This window comes from Vibrio sp. V38_P2S17PM301 (assembly GCF_009904845.1).
GTDB lineage: Bacteria > Pseudomonadota > Gammaproteobacteria > Enterobacterales > Vibrionaceae > Vibrio > Vibrio proteolyticus.
On sequence record NZ_WXWO01000053.1, the window covers coordinates 65,588 to 80,471 of the forward strand.

The 14,884-nt window shown below is 52.7% G+C and carries 12 protein-coding genes and 1 pseudogene; 9 read left to right on the plus strand and 4 right to left on the minus strand.

Annotation, left to right across the window (positions count from 1 at the left end; genetic code table 11):
* Window positions 1-39 precede the first annotated feature (39 nt).
* From atpG to glmU, 4 genes are all read left to right on the plus strand, one after another.
* Entirely contained in the window at window positions 40-906 is an 867-nt protein-coding gene (atpG, locus tag CAG64_RS12380) for a F0F1 ATP synthase subunit gamma (protein WP_021707045.1), read from the plus strand.
* 35 nt (window positions 907-941) lie between these two features.
* On the plus strand, window positions 942-2,345 hold the full coding sequence (gene atpD / locus CAG64_RS12385) for a F0F1 ATP synthase subunit beta (protein ID WP_021707046.1): 1,404 nt from the start codon (window positions 942-944) through the stop codon (window positions 2,343-2,345).
* 18 nt (window positions 2,346-2,363) lie between these two features.
* Window positions 2,364-2,786, plus strand: coding sequence for a F0F1 ATP synthase subunit epsilon (locus tag CAG64_RS12390; protein WP_021707047.1), 423 nt, complete (start codon window positions 2,364-2,366; stop codon window positions 2,784-2,786).
* Between the two features lie 146 nt (window positions 2,787-2,932).
* Window positions 2,933-4,294, plus strand: coding sequence for a bifunctional UDP-N-acetylglucosamine diphosphorylase/glucosamine-1-phosphate N-acetyltransferase GlmU (glmU, locus tag CAG64_RS12395; protein ID WP_021707048.1), 1,362 nt, complete (start codon window positions 2,933-2,935; stop codon window positions 4,292-4,294).
* Between the two features lie 52 nt (window positions 4,295-4,346).
* Here the strand turns inward: glmU and CAG64_RS12400 are convergent, their stop codons facing one another.
* On the minus strand, window positions 4,347-5,087 hold the full coding sequence (locus CAG64_RS12400) for an ABC transporter permease subunit (protein WP_161457919.1): 741 nt from the start codon (window positions 5,085-5,087) through the stop codon (window positions 4,347-4,349).
* 92 nt (window positions 5,088-5,179) lie between these two features.
* Between CAG64_RS12400 and CAG64_RS12405 the strand changes: the two genes are divergently transcribed.
* Window positions 5,180-5,956: a transporter substrate-binding domain-containing protein gene (locus CAG64_RS12405; protein WP_161457918.1), complete on the plus strand. Its 777-nt coding sequence runs from the start codon at window positions 5,180-5,182 to the stop codon at window positions 5,954-5,956.
* A gap of 44 nt (window positions 5,957-6,000) precedes the next feature.
* Here the strand turns inward: CAG64_RS12405 and punC are convergent.
* A pseudogene (punC, locus tag CAG64_RS12410) lies at window positions 6,001-7,175 on the minus strand (purine nucleoside transporter PunC).
* A gap of 149 nt (window positions 7,176-7,324) precedes the next feature.
* Between punC and punR the strand changes: the two are divergent.
* Complete coding sequence (punR, locus tag CAG64_RS12415) at window positions 7,325-8,230, plus strand: DNA-binding transcriptional activator PunR (RefSeq protein ID WP_040903156.1); 906 nt, start codon at window positions 7,325-7,327, stop codon at window positions 8,228-8,230.
* Between the two features lie 56 nt (window positions 8,231-8,286).
* On the opposite strand, the gene fadA is transcribed toward punR, so the two are convergent.
* Window positions 8,287-9,450: an acetyl-CoA C-acyltransferase FadA gene (fadA, locus tag CAG64_RS12420; protein WP_021707053.1), complete on the minus strand. Its 1,164-nt coding sequence runs from the start codon at window positions 9,448-9,450 to the stop codon at window positions 8,287-8,289.
* A 12-nt stretch (window positions 9,451-9,462) separates the two neighbouring features.
* Window positions 9,463-11,634 (minus strand): fatty acid oxidation complex subunit alpha FadB, encoded by a 2,172-nt coding sequence (gene fadB / locus CAG64_RS12425; protein ID WP_161457917.1) that lies wholly within the window; start codon window positions 11,632-11,634, stop codon window positions 9,463-9,465.
* 221 nt (window positions 11,635-11,855) lie between these two features.
* On the opposite strand from fadB, the gene CAG64_RS12430 reads away from it, so the two are divergent.
* From CAG64_RS12430 to hemG, 3 genes are read left to right on the plus strand one after another with little or no spacing between them, the layout of a single operon-like run.
* A complete protein-coding gene (locus CAG64_RS12430; RefSeq protein ID WP_161457916.1) occupies window positions 11,856-12,479 on the plus strand; it encodes a YigZ family protein in 624 nt (207 codons plus the stop codon).
* A gap of 40 nt (window positions 12,480-12,519) precedes the next feature.
* A complete protein-coding gene (locus CAG64_RS12435; protein ID WP_161457915.1) occupies window positions 12,520-13,977 on the plus strand; it encodes a TrkH family potassium uptake protein in 1,458 nt (485 codons plus the stop codon).
* Window positions 13,978-13,986: 9 nt separating this feature from the next.
* On the plus strand, window positions 13,987-14,514 hold the full coding sequence (gene hemG / locus CAG64_RS12440) for a menaquinone-dependent protoporphyrinogen IX dehydrogenase (RefSeq protein WP_161457914.1): 528 nt from the start codon (window positions 13,987-13,989) through the stop codon (window positions 14,512-14,514).
* The last annotated feature ends 370 nt before the right edge of the window (window positions 14,515-14,884 follow it).

Genomic DNA, 14,884 nt, shown 5'->3' on the forward strand with positions numbered 1-14,884 from the left:
TCGGTGGCAGGCTCTGCCACCAACTAATGGAGAGTAACGATGGCCGGCGCAAAAGAGATACGTAGTAAAATCGGGAGTGTAAAAAGCACTCAGAAGATTACGAAAGCGATGGAAATGGTAGCAGCTTCGAAAATGCGTCGTTCTCAAGATGCAATGGAAGCTTCTCGTCCATACGCGGAAACAATGCGTAAAGTGATCGGTCATGTGGCAAACGCAAATCTGGAGTACCGTCATCCGTACCTGGAAGAGCGTGAAGCCAAACGTGTTGGTTACATCATCGTATCCACAGACCGTGGTCTGTGTGGTGGCTTGAACATTAACGTGTTCAAAAAAGCCGTGACGGATATGCAGGCCTGGAGAGAGAAAGGTGCGGACGTTGAGCTGGCTGTAATTGGCTCAAAAGCAACCGCTTTCTTCAACAACAGCGGCGCGAAAGTCGCTGCTCAGGTCTCTGGTCTGGGCGACAGCCCGGTGCTGGAAGATCTGATTGGTTCTGTCAGCGTGATGCTGAAAAAATACGATGAAGGTGAACTGGACCGTCTGTATGTGGTGTTCAACAAGTTTGTCAACACCATGGTTCAGCAACCAACGATCGATCAATTGCTACCTTTGCCTAAATCGGACAGCGAAGAGATGCAGCGTGAGCATTCATGGGACTACATCTACGAACCTGAACCAAAACCTCTGCTGGATACGCTATTAGTGCGTTACGTAGAGTCTCAGGTTTACCAGGGTGTGGTTGAGAACCTTGCTTGTGAGCAAGCGGCTCGAATGATTGCGATGAAGGCTGCAACCGACAACGCGACTAACCTGATTGACGACTTAGAACTTGTGTACAACAAAGCCCGTCAGGCGGCGATTACACAAGAACTGTCGGAAATCGTTGGTGGTGCGGCAGCGGTTTAAGCTTAGGTAAAACGAAACAGTTTAGAGGATTAACGATGGCTACAGGTAAGATCGTACAGATCATCGGTGCGGTAGTCGACGTAGAGTTCCCACAGAGCGAAGTACCTAGTGTATATGACGCTCTAAACGTTACGGACTCAAAAGAACGTCTGGTTCTTGAGGTTCAGCAACAGCTAGGCGGTGGCGTAGTTCGTTGTATCGTGATGGGTAGCTCTGATGGTTTACGTCGTGGAGTGGAAGTGGTTAACACCGGTGCTCCAATTTCAGTACCAGTAGGTACTAAAACCCTAGGTCGTATCATGAACGTTCTGGGTGACGCGATTGACGAGCGTGGTGAAATCGGCGCGGAAGAGACTTACTCTATCCACCGTGAAGCACCAAGCTACGAAGAGCAGTCAAACGAAACATCGCTTCTTGAGACCGGTGTAAAAGTAATCGACCTGATTTGTCCATTCGCGAAGGGTGGTAAAATTGGTCTGTTCGGTGGTGCAGGTGTAGGTAAGACCGTTAACATGATGGAGCTTATCAACAACATCGCACTGCAACACTCAGGTCTGTCTGTATTCGCCGGTGTAGGTGAGCGTACTCGTGAGGGTAACGACTTCTACTTCGAGATGCAGGAAGCAGGCGTAGTAAACATCGAGAAACCAGAAGAATCTAAGGTTGCGATGGTTTACGGTCAGATGAACGAGCCACCGGGTAACCGTCTGCGTGTTGCCCTGACGGGCCTGACAATGGCAGAGCGTTTCCGTGACGAAGGTCGTGACGTACTGCTGTTTATCGACAACATCTACCGTTACACACTGGCAGGTACTGAGGTATCAGCACTGCTGGGTCGTATGCCATCTGCAGTAGGTTATCAGCCTACACTGGCAGAAGAAATGGGTGTTCTTCAGGAACGTATCACGTCAACTAAGCAAGGTTCTATCACGTCTGTACAGGCAGTATACGTACCTGCGGATGACTTGACCGACCCGTCTCCGGCAACCACGTTCGCGCACTTGGATGCAACAGTGGTACTGAACCGTAACATCGCAGCGATGGGTCTGTACCCAGCGATCGACCCACTGGATTCAACGTCTCGTCAGCTAGACCCACTGGTCGTTGGTCAAGAGCACTACGACATCGCGCGTGGCGTTCAGCAGACACTTCAGCGCTACAAAGAGCTGAAAGACATCATTGCGATCCTAGGTATGGACGAGCTGTCTGAATCAGACAAGCAAGTGGTATCTCGTGCACGTAAGATTGAGCGTTTCCTAACTCAGCCTTACCACGTAGCAGAAGTATTTACCGGCGACCCTGGTATCTACGTACCTCTGAAAGAGACTCTGCGTGGCTTTAAAGGTCTGCTAGCTGGTGACTACGACGACGTTCCAGAGCAAGCGTTTATGTACTGCGGTGCAATCGACGATGCTATCGAGAACGCGAAGAAGCTATAAGGCTAACTAGGAGGCGATATGGCAGCAATAACCTTTCACCTAGACGTCGTCAGTGCAGAGAAAAAGCTTTTCTCTGGACGTGTTGAAACGTTTCAGGTGACCGGTAGCGAAGGTGAGCTTGGTATTTTCCATGGCCACACACCGCTGCTGACCGCTATCAAGCCTGGTATGGTGCGCATTGTGAAACAGCACGGCCACGAAGAGTTCATTTATGTCTCGGGTGGTATTGTTGAAGTTCAGCCTGGCACAGCGACTGTGCTGGCTGATACGGCAATCCGTGGTGAAGACCTTGACGCAGCGAAGGCAGAAGAAGCCAAGCGTCGCGCTGAAGAGAAGATTCAGAATCAGCATGGCGATATGGACTTCGCGCAAGCGGCCAGTGAACTGGCTAAAGCCATTGCTCAGCTACGAGTAATTGAGCTGACAAAGAAACGTCGCTAATCTTTAGCAACGTGCAGTAAACGGCGGTCATTTGACCGCCTTTTTGCTTATTTTTTAAAGTAAATTTTCCCGCATCGTTTAACTAATCGACGCGAAGCCGCTACAATCTCCTCAAAAATTTTTTCACAATTCCAACAGGTCACTTTATGAAATTCAGTGCGGTTATTCTGGCTGCGGGTAAAGGCACCCGTATGTACTCTAATAAACCTAAGGTTCTGCATACTCTGGCAGGCAAGCCGATGGTCAAACACGTGATCGACACTTGTGCCGGTTTGGGAGCGCAGAATATCCATCTGGTGTATGGCCACGGTGGCGATCAGATGCACTCGGAGCTGGCCGACGAACAGGTCAATTGGGTCTTGCAGGCAGAGCAATTGGGGACGGGCCACGCGGTCGATCAGGCCTCCGCGCAATTTGAAGACGATGAAAAAATCCTGGTGTTGTACGGTGATGTGCCTTTGATCTCGGAAGAAACCATCGAGAGCCTGCTGGATGCGCAGCCAACTGGCGGGATCGCACTGCTGACTGTTGTCTTGGATAACCCGACCGGCTATGGCCGCATCGTGCGGAAAAATGGCCCGGTTGTGGCGATCGTGGAACAAAAAGACGCCACGGAAGAGCAGAAGCTGATCAAAGAGATCAACACTGGGGTCATGGTCGCCACGGGCGGGGATCTGAAACGCTGGTTGTCCGGACTCAACAACGAAAACGCGCAAGGCGAATATTATCTTACGGACGTGATTGCGGCGGCGCACGATGAAGGACGCGCCGTGGAAGCGGTACACCCGGGCACACCTATTGAAGTGGAAGGGGTTAACGACCGGGCTCAGCTGGCGCGTCTTGAGCGGGCCTTTCAGTCTATGCAGGCGCAAAAACTGCTTGAGCAGGGGGTGATGTTGCGCGATCCGGCTCGTTTCGATCTGCGCGGTGAGCTGCAGTGTGGCATGGACTGTGAAATCGATACCAATGTGATCATCGAAGGTAACGTCACTTTGGGTGATAACGTGGTGATCGGCAGCGGTTGTGTGCTGAAAGATTGTGAGATTGACGACAACACTGTGGTGCGTCCGTACAGCGTGATCGAAGGGGCCACGGTCGGTGAAGAGTGTACCGTCGGACCGTTTACCCGTCTGCGTCCGGGAGCAGAAATGCGCAACGATTCGCACGTCGGTAACTTTGTCGAAGTGAAAAACACCCGCATTGGCGAAGGCTCAAAAGCCAATCACCTGACGTATCTGGGCGACGCTGAAATCGGTCAGCGTACCAACATCGGAGCTGGTACCATCACCTGCAACTACGACGGCGCCAACAAATTCAAAACCGTGATTGGCAATGATGTGTTTGTCGGCTCCGACAGTCAGCTGGTGGCACCAGTCACTGTGGCGGACGGTGCGACCATCGGTGCGGGGACGACATTGACTAAGGACGTGGCTCAGGGTGAGTTAGTGATCACTCGCGTAAAAGAGCGCACCATTGCGGGCTGGCAGCGTCCGGTAAAGAAAAAGTAATGCGATAGATCAATCCAACGCCGCTGTATACAGCGGCGTTGTGCTATCTGGGCTAGTGGCCCGGAATGGCAATGCGTTTTTCCAGCCAGCGAACGCTTTGTGATACCAGTAGGATAAGCAGCAAGTACTCCAGAACCAGAAAAGTATAGATCTCCAGCGGTAAGTACTCATTCACCACCAGCTCATTGGCCCGGCGGGTCAGATCACTCAAACCGATCACACTGACCAGCGATGACATCTTCAGAATATAGACAAACTGATTGCCCAGTGGCGGCAGGATGTGACGAAATGCCTGTGGCAGAATGATCACGCGCATTTTCTGCCCGTAGCTGAGTCCCAGCGATTCCGCTGCTTCGTGCTGGCCACGCGCAATTGCCTGAATCCCGCCTCGAAATACCTCGGCCATAAATGCGCTTTCGGCGACAGTCAGGGCAATCACGCCAGCCCAGAAATGATTCAGTGAGATGTCCAGCAGCGTAGGCATGCCGTAATAGACCCACAACAACAGCACCAGCACTGGAATGGAGAGGATGACCTCGACATACAAGCGGTTCAGCCATTGTAGGAGGCGCGACTCTGACAACGCCAGCAGTGCCACCAGCAGACCGAGTTTCATCGCCAGCAGCATGCTCAGCAGCGACACCTGAATGGTGTCGTTAAAGCCCGCCAGCAAAAAGCTCAAGTTGGTGCGCCCTTGTTCGGTAGACGGATCGAGCGCATACCATCCCCATTGATAATCTGAGCATCCTGTCAGTAGCAGGAGCGAGAGCAGTAATAAATATCGACCCGTCACACTACACCTTGTATTGGCTAAAAATATCCGTTTGTTGCTGCTATGTTATCAGTGATTTTGCCTCGAACGTAACAACTTTAAGGATAGCGAAAATGAACAAGTTCATACTGGCATTGGGAATGTGTGTTCTGGCCATCGGTCAGGCGTGGGCGGAGACCAGCCGGCTGCAGCAGATCCTCGACAGCGGCGTGCTGCGGGTCGGTACCACCGGAGACTGGAATCCAATGACGATGAAAGATCCGGCCAGCAATGGCTATCGCGGCTTTGATATCGATGTGACCACGGCGCTGGCCAACGATCTCGGGGTCAAAGTGGAGTATGTTGCCACCGACTGGAAAACGCTGGTCAATGGCATCACCGCCAACAAATACGACATTACCGGCAGCGCCTCTTTGAACATGTCCCGAGCTAAAGTGGCCGGTTACAGTCAGCCGTATTTTTATCTGGCATTTGTGCCTGTGGTGCAGAAAAAAGATCTGGTCAGGTTTTCGGATTGGTCTGACTTTGATCAGCCCAATGTCAAAGTGGCCGCGACGCTTGGTACCGTACAGGAAAAAATGGTCAAAGAGTTTTTCCCGTCAGCGCAGCATATTGTGATTGAAGCGCCGGCGCGCGATTTTCAGGAATTGCTGGCCAAACGCGCGGACGTATCGGTCACGTCGAATGTTGAAGCTGCCACCTTAGTGGAAAAGTTCAGCCAACTGGCGATCGTACCCGTAAAAGCCCCGCGTCGTCCGACTCCGATCGCGATGTTGCTCCCTCAGGATGACCAGGTGTGGATCAACTACATCAACCATTGGATAGAATTGAAGAAAACCCAGGGTTTTTTCACACAGACGGCGCAAAAGTGGGGCCTGACCAGCCTGTAGGCTGAGTGAAAAAAGAGCCGCAGTCTGCGGCTCTGATGGTGTGATTACTCTTCGCTGACCACCCGGGCGTTGTCCGGTGTGGTGAAGTGTTGTCTCAGGGCACGATTGGAAATCACGTACCCCAGCCACAACCCGCCCATGCAAATCAGGATAGCGATGCCGGTGACCATTTGCGCCTGGCTGGCCATTGCGGCGACCAGAGCGCTTGCCAGGCTGCTGACACAAATTTGCAGGCTGTTCTGCAAGCCAGCGGCCGTGGCCGGGCTTTGCTTGGCACTCGACAGGGCACGGTTGACCACAATTGGGTACATCGCGCCATTGGCGACAGCCAGCAAACAGAAAGGGGCTAGAATCGGCCAGATCGAGCTCAGTTGCCACTGCGAAGCAATGAACACCAGCAAGCTAGCTACACTGAACAGGCCCAACAGCTGTTTAAGAATTTTCTCGTCACCAAATTTTTTTACGGCGACTTTCCCCAGATAACCACCCGCAATAAAAGCGATGGTTTGTGGGATGAAACTCAGGCCGATGTCTTTCGCGTCATAGCCCAGTTTTGCCATGATTTCCGGCATGCCGGTCAGATACGCAAAAAACGCCGCTGAAGCGGTGGCGTACATCATCACATTGCCCAGGTAAGATTTGGAATGCAGCAGGGCCTTGATGTCGGCCCCCATCGAGGTTTGTTTGACGGCCACCGCCTCTTTTGACTGCGCCAGAGTTGCTGCCGCCAGGACCACACCAACCAACGTCAGGCAGACAAAGATGCTTTGCCAGTTGAACTGGTTGGTTAGGACAACGCCCAGTTGCGGAGCCAGTGCCGGAGACAGAGCCACCAACGGCATAATGGTGGCAAACAACTGCTGGCGGGTGGACGCATCGTAGCGTTTTATCACCATAGCCTGCCAGATTACCGCTGGAGCGCACACGCCGATGGCCTGCACGAAACGCAACGTCAGCAGTTGCCACACCTGATCACAGAAAGCCAGTCCGAGTGAAGCCGTGTGTTGCGGTGGCCAAACTTGTCCGAAGCCAGTCCCCAGAGCAGTTGACCGCTGGCCATACCGACCAGAAACACCGTCAACGACAGCGCTATCTGTTCCGGCCCGGTGGCAAAATCGGTTTCCATTGCTTTGAACGCCGGCAGGTACATATCGGTGGCAACAAACGCCAGCATCGACAGCGCGGCAAGATAGAAAAGTTGTAATTTGGATACTTTCATAACGTTTCCATTCAAAATTATTCATCAGTTACTCTGGTGCGTAATCCACCATTTTTATTCACTTAGTTATTGTATTTTTCGCTTTTAAGAAAATGAAACGTTAATATTTGCAGTTATCAATCAAAAAATTTGAAAGGTGGATCATGAGTCTGTTTTCCAAATCGTCGCTGGAGATGGTCGATACCGTTGCCCGCTTAGAGAGTTTCACCGCCGCGGCTGATGTGTTGCATCGGGTGCCGTCGGCCATCAGCTACAGTGTGCGTCAGTTGGAAAAAGAGCTCGGCGTGATCTTGTTTCGTCGTCTGCCGCGCAAAGTGGAGCTGACCCCGGCCGGAGAACTGTTTCTGGCGGAGGCGCGTCTCATGCTGAGACAGATGGAAGAGATCAAAGCGCAGACCCGCCGCGCTGCGCACGGTTGGCAGAAAACGCTGCGCGTGACACTGGATAACGTGGTGAAACTGGACAAAATGAAACCGTTGGTGGAGGACTTTTATGCCACGTTTCAGCACGCCGAACTGCAGATCAATATGGAAGTGTTCAACGGCTCCTGGGAGTCGATTTCACAGGGGCGGGCGGACATCGTGATTGGGGCCACAGCCGCGGTGCCGGTCGGCGGCGATTTTGAGGTGAAAGACATGGGGGTACTCGATTGGGCGTTTGTGATGTCGCCGAGCCACCCGTGTGTGCGTGAGCAGACCTTGAGTGAAGCGTTTGTCAGTCAGTTTCCGGCCATTTGCCTCGATGACACATCGAACGTGTTGCCCAAGCGGCATACCGTGCATTATCCCGGGCAGCGACGTTTGCTGCTGCCGAACTGGTACAGTGCGATTGAGTGCCTGAGAAACGGGGTCGGGGTCGGTTACATGCCGCGCCATATTGCCCAGCCGTTGATCGCGGAGGGCTTGCTGGTGGAAAAAATCCTCGCCGAAGAGCGACCGCTCAGCCATTGTTGTCTGGTATGGCGTAAAGATGAGAATCATAAAATGATCGAGTGGATGGTGGATTATCTTGGCTCCAGCCAACAGCTCTATCAGGATTGGCTACAGGCCCATTAGCATCCGGACAATAAAAAACGCCGGTGGGGAGCCGGCGTTTTGGTGGTCATCTGGAGTTATGGGCGTTCAAACACCGTCGCGATCCCCTGACCCAGACCGATACACATGGTGGCCAGGCCGTATTTTGCGCCTTTGGCTTCCATCAAGTTGATCAGCGTGGTGGAAATGCGCGCGCCGGAGCACCCCAGTGGGTGACCGAGTGCGATCGCGCCGCCGTTGAGGTTCACTTTCTCGTCGACCACATCCAGCAGGCCAAGATCTTTGGCACACGGCAGTGACTGCGCGGCGAACGCTTCGTTAAGCTCAATCACGTCCATGTCGTCAATGCTCAGTCCGGCGCGTTTCAGCGCTTTTTGCGTCGCGGGGACAGGGCCGTAACCCATGATGGACGGATCGCAGCCGGCAATAGCCATGGCCCGCACTTTAGCACGGATGGTCAGACCGAGCTCGTTGGCTTTGTCTTCACTCATGATCAGCATCGCGGCCGCGCCGTCAGACAGAGCAGAAGACGAACCGGCAGTGACGGTGCCGTGTGCCGGGTCAAACACCGGACGCAGCTGAGACAGACCTTCGACCGTGGTTTCCGGGCGGATCACCTCGTCAAAGTCGAGGGTGAACAGTGTGCCGTCCGGGCCGTGTCCTTCCGTGGGCAGGATTTCGTTTTTGAACCGGCCTTCCAGTGTCGCGGCGTGTGCTCGGGCGTGAGAGCGGGCGGCAAATTCGTCCTGCTGCTCACGGCTGATGCCATGCAACTTGCCCAGCATTTCTGCTGTCAGGCCCATCATGCCGGCGGCTTTGGCGACGTTCTTGGACATTTTCGGGTGGAAATCGACGCCGTGTGTCATTGGTACGTGACCCATATGTTCCACACCACCAATCAGACAGATGTCCGCATCACCGACCATAATCGCGCGCGTACCGTCATGCAGAGCCTGCATGGACGAACCACACAACCGGTTGACGGTGACCGCACCGATTTCGATCGGCAGGCCTGCCAGCAGCGCGGCATTTCGAGCAACGTTGAAGCCTTGCTCGAGAGTCTGTTGTACACAGCCCCAGTAGATATCTTCGATGTCACCTGGATTCACCTGAGGGTTACGTTCCAGCAGGCCTTTCATCAGGTGCGCCGACAAATCTTCGGCGCGTGTGTGACGGAACGCGCCGCCTTTGGAGCGACCCATAGGTGTGCGCAGACAATCAACAACTACTACGTTTTTCATTTGGTATCCCTCCTAGATAGAACCGGCTTGTTGCGTGCCGTAAAAGCTCTGGTTGTTGGCGGCCATATCCAGCAGTAGCTGAGGCACCTGATACATCGCACCCAGCGAGGCGTATTGCTTCGCCATCTCGATGTAGTTGCTGATCCCCAGGCTGTCGAGGTAACGACACACCCCGCCGCGGAATGGAGGGAAGCCCAAACCGTAGACCAGTGCCATATCCGCTTCTTGCGCAGAGGCAATGATGTTTTCCTGCAGGCACAACACCACTTCGTTGATCATCGGGATCATCATACGTTCGATCAGCGTTTGATCATCGAACTCCGCCGGTGCAGCACACACGTCGGCTAGCAGTGGAACGATCTCATCGGTGAAAGTTTTCTTCGGTTTGCCTTTGCGATCCGTGGAGTAGCTGTAGAAACCGTGGCCATTCTTTTGACCGTAACGGTTGGCTTCATACAAAGCATCAATGGCATCGCGGCCTTGCTTGGCCATACGCTCAGGGAAACCTTGTGCCATAACGGCTTGCGCGTGGTGTGCTGTGTCGATGCCGACCACATCCAGCAGATACGCCGGACCCATAGGCCAACCGAACTGGCGTTCCATGACTTTATCAATCCGGGTGAAATCTGCGCCATCACGCAACAGCATGCTGAAACCACCGAAATATGGAAACAGCACCCGGTTGACGAAAAAGCCCGGGCAGTCGTTGACCACGATTGGGGATTTGCCCATCTTAGCCGCGTATGCCACCACTCGATTGATGGTATCTTGTGAGGTTTTCTCACCGCGGATAATCTCCACCAGCGGCATGCGATGAACCGGGTTGAAGAAGTGCATACCACAGAAGTTTTCCGGACGTTGCAGCGATTTTGCCAGCAGGTCAATCGGAATGGTGGAAGTGTTGGAGGTCAGCACGGTGTCTTCACCAACGTTTTGCTCTACTTCGCTCAGAACCGCGGCTTTTACTTTCGGGTTTTCGACCACGGCTTCCACCACGATATCGGCTTGTTCAATACCGGCATAGTGCAGGCTCGGAGTGATCGAAGCCAGAATACCGGACATCTTGAAGCCATCGATACGACCGCGCTCCAACTGCTTGTTCAGCAGCTTCGCGGCTTCGGTCATACCGAGATCCAATGACGGCTGAGCGATGTCCTTCATCAAAACCGGCACCCCCTTCAGCGCCGATTGGTAGGCGATGCCGCCTCCCATGATCCCGGCGCCAAGGACGGCGGCCCGTTGGGTGTCTTTATCGGCGGCTTTACCCGCTTTTTTGGCCAGACTCTTGATGTACTGATCGTTGAGGAACAACCCCACCAGAGACTTGGCTTCTTCGGACTTGGCCAGCTTGATGAAGTATTGACGTTCAATCGCCAGCGCGGCATCACGGTCGCTGCGAGCGCCCGCTTCGATGGTCATGACCGCGGCCATTGGCGCCGGGTAGTGCGGGCCGGCTTTTTGTGCCACCAGACCTTTCGCCATGGTGAAACTCATCGTGGCTTCCAATTTGCTCAGCGTCAGCGCGGAGGTTTTTTCACGGCGGCGGCGTTGCCAGTCCAGTTGTTCATTGATCGCTTGTTGGAGGGTCGTCAGTGCGGATTCGCGCAAGGTCTCGCTGTCAACCACCGCATCCAGCAGACCCACCTTGAGTGCTTCGTCAGCGCGGCAGGCTTTACCCTGGGTGATGATTTCCATTGCGCTGTCAGCGCCGATCACGCGTGGCAGGCGTACACAGCCACCAAAACCCGGCATGATGCCCAGTTTGGTTTCCGGCAGGCCGATGCTGGTGGTTTTATCACCAATGCGCATGTCAGTAGCGAGTACACACTCACAACCGCCGCCCAGAGTATGACCTTTGACCACCGACACGGTAGGAACCGGCAGATCTTCCAGTTTATTAAAGATGCTGTTGGCAAACTGCAGCCATTGATCCAGTTCTTGCTCTGGCTTGGCGAACAAACCCAGAAACTCGGTGATATCAGCCCCAACGATAAAGCTGTCTTTGTCAGACGTCAGCAACAGGCCTTTTAGGCCGGGATGGGCGTTCAGTGCGTCGAGCGCTTTATCGAGTGATTCCAGTGTTGCCAGATCCAGCTTGTTGACTGAATTGGGAGAGCAAAAGCTGAGCTCGGCAATACCGTCTTGTAATTCCTTTACCTGTAGGGTGTTGGCTTGGTAAATCATTGTCTATCTCCATGACCTACAATCTGCGATTGTGTGTAGAGGTAAGTCGTTATACTTTTTGTTCTGGTTAGACCAGTGATGATTAGTGTGGACCTGTGATTGTTGAATTTCAATACATTTTTTAAACAAGTGTTTAACATTGTGCGATTGAGCAGATCCTCCCTCCCTTTCATAGGGCCTCGTGATACACTGGGCGTGAATGCATCAACCCCAGTGAAACAATGAACGATCTGCCGTATCTGATCCCTGCCGCGCCAGCGGTGTTTGAAGAAGAAATCAAAAAGAGCCTTTTTATTACGTATTTGGCCCATACCCCCTGCGTGGAAGCGGCAAAAGGGTTCGTAGAGCAGATCAAAGCCAAACATTCTGATGCCAGGCATAACTGCTGGGGGTTTGTGGCTGGCCGGCCTGAAGACTCCATGTTGTGGGGATTCAGTGACGATGGCGAACCGTCCGGTACGGCGGGTAAACCGATTCTGGCGCAGTTATCGGGATCCGGGGTGGGAGAGCTGACCGCGGTGGTGACGCGCTATTCTGGTGGCATCAAGCTTGGTACGGGCGGGTTAGTTAAGGCGTATGGGGGCGGAGTGCAGCAAGCACTTAAGCGGCTTCAAACTATCGAGAAAAAAATCACCACTCATTTGAGACTCCAGTTAGACTATGCTTTCATGCCGATAGCTCAGTCGTTGTTGGTTCAGTTTGGTGCCAGGGAAGTGGACGCCAGCTACAGCGACATGGTCGAGTTAATCGTCGAGGTCGAGCGACGGCAGGCAGACGGATTAACTCAGAGTATTATCAATAAAAGTGGCGCTAAAGCCGTGGTGTTCCCGTTAACCGGGACTTAAAAGGAAGTCAGAAGCCAATCGCTTCACGCATCAGAAAGCAATGCAATTTCGATCTATTATCCGAATCGTCGGGCTGCTGCTCGCCTTGTTTAGTGTTTCCATGCTGATGCCAGCACTGGTGGCACTGATTTATCGCGACGGAGCTGGCGTGTCATTTGTAACCACATTTTTTGTTCTGCTATTTTGCGGGGCAGTTTGTTGGTTCCCAAACCGGCGTCACAAGCACGAACTGAAAGCCCGCGATGGTTTTTTGATTGTGGTGTTATTCTGGACGGTTATCGGCAGTGCCGGAGCATTGCCGTTTCTGATCTCAGACAATCCGAATGTCTCGGTCACGGACGCGTTTTTTGAGTCGTTTTCGGCGTTAACCACAACTGGTGCCACCGTGATTGTCGGATTGGATGAATTGCCCAAAGCGATCCTGTTTTATCGCCAGTTCCTGCAATGGTTTGGCGGCATGGGGATTATCGTGTTGGCGGTCGCCATTCTGCCGGTACTGGGGATCGGTGGTATGCAGTTATATCGGGCGGAAATCCCGGGCCCGGTGAAAGACAAGAAGATGACTCCCCGTATTGCCGAAACCGCTAAGGCGCTGTGGTACATCTATCTCAGCCTGACAATTGCATGCGCCACGGCATTCTGGTTGGCGGGTATGACACCGTTTGATGCCATCGGCCACAGTTTCTCGACCATCGCGATTGGGGGATTTTCCACCCACGATGCGAGCATCGGTTACTTCGACAGCTACGCCATCAATATGATTACGGTGTTTTTCTTGCTGGTGTCTGCGTGTAACTTCACTTTACATTATGCGGCGTTTGCGTCGGGGGGCGTTCATCCTAAGTATTATTGGCGCGATCCTGAGTTCCGTGCGTTTATTCTGATTCAGGTGATACTGTTTACCATCTGTTTTCTAATGCTGCTCAGCCACCACTCCTATAACTCATTTTATGACGCGTTTGATCAGGCGTTATTCCAAACGGTCTCCATTTCGACCACCGCAGGCTTCACCACCACCGGGTTCGCGGACTGGCCGCTGTTTTTACCGGTACTGCTGTTGTTCTCTTCTTTTATTGGCGGCTGTGCGGGGTCAACCGGTGGCGGGATGAAAGTGATCCGGGTGTTATTATTGACGCTACAGGGTGCGCGTGAACTTAAGCGGTTGGTGCACCCTCGGGCGGTTTATACCATTAAAGTGGGTGGCAGCGCGCTGCCGCAGCGGGTGGTGGACGCCGTCTGGGGATTTTTCTCTGCTTATGCGCTGGTGTTTGTAGTGTGCATGCTCGGATTGATTGCGACTGGCATGGATGAACTGAGTGCGTTTTCAGCCGTCGCTGCGACCTTGAACAACCTGGGGCCCGGATTAGGGGAGGTCGCGCTGCATTTTGGTTACGTGAATGACAAAGCCAAGTGGGTATTGATTGTTTCGATGCTGTTTGGCCGACTGGAAATCTTTACTTTATTAATACTGCTAACCCCAACATTCTGGCGCAGTTAAGGAGATATTGTGGCGAAAGCTCTGTTTCTGTATTCAACCCGCGAAGGGCAGACCAAAAAAATCCTCCATCATATCGCTGCGCAATTGCCTCATCATGACATTGAAATGGTGAATTTACTCGATGTTGGCCAGTTGGATTTATCCCAGTACGAGCGGGTATTGATTGGCGCCTCGATCCGTTATGGCAAACTGCACAGTAAACTGTATCAGTTTATTGATGCGCATCAGGCGCAACTGACTCAGCACAAAGCCGCGTTTATCTGCGTCAACTTGACTGCGCGTAAAGAAGAACTGGGTAAGGACACACCGGAAGGCAGTGCGTATATCCAAACCTTTCTGAAAAAGTCCCCATGGCACCCTTCCTTAATAGGTGTGTTTGCTGGGGCGCTGTATTACCCGCGTTACCGTTGGTTTGACCGCATGATGATTCGCCTGATCATGACGTTAACTGGTGGAGAGACCGATACCAGTAAAGAAGTCGAATATACCAACTGGAAAAAAGTCGATCTTTTTGCGGTTGCGTTTAAGAATCTGTAGAGATAAAGGTGCATTTTAGAGCATCTCGATGAATTACTAACCGAACGACGGAAAATATGGAAAAAATTCAAAAAAAGGGGTTGCCAATAAAATCCCGATCTCTATAATGCCCCCTCGCTGACACGGGAACGCTTCGAAAGAAACGCAGTCGGGTTGGCAGGCCAGTTAGCCAAGCGGAAACGCTTGAAAAAGTTTTGAAAAAAGTGGTTGACACTAAAACTTAAATCGCTAAAATGGCCGTCCGTTTTGAGTCAGGCTAAGCCTGAAGTTAAAACAAAAGCTCTTTAACAATATAAACCTATCAATCTGTGTGGGCACTCGTTGATGATAATCCAAATTGATGTTTCGACATCAACTTAGGTTTCAATGA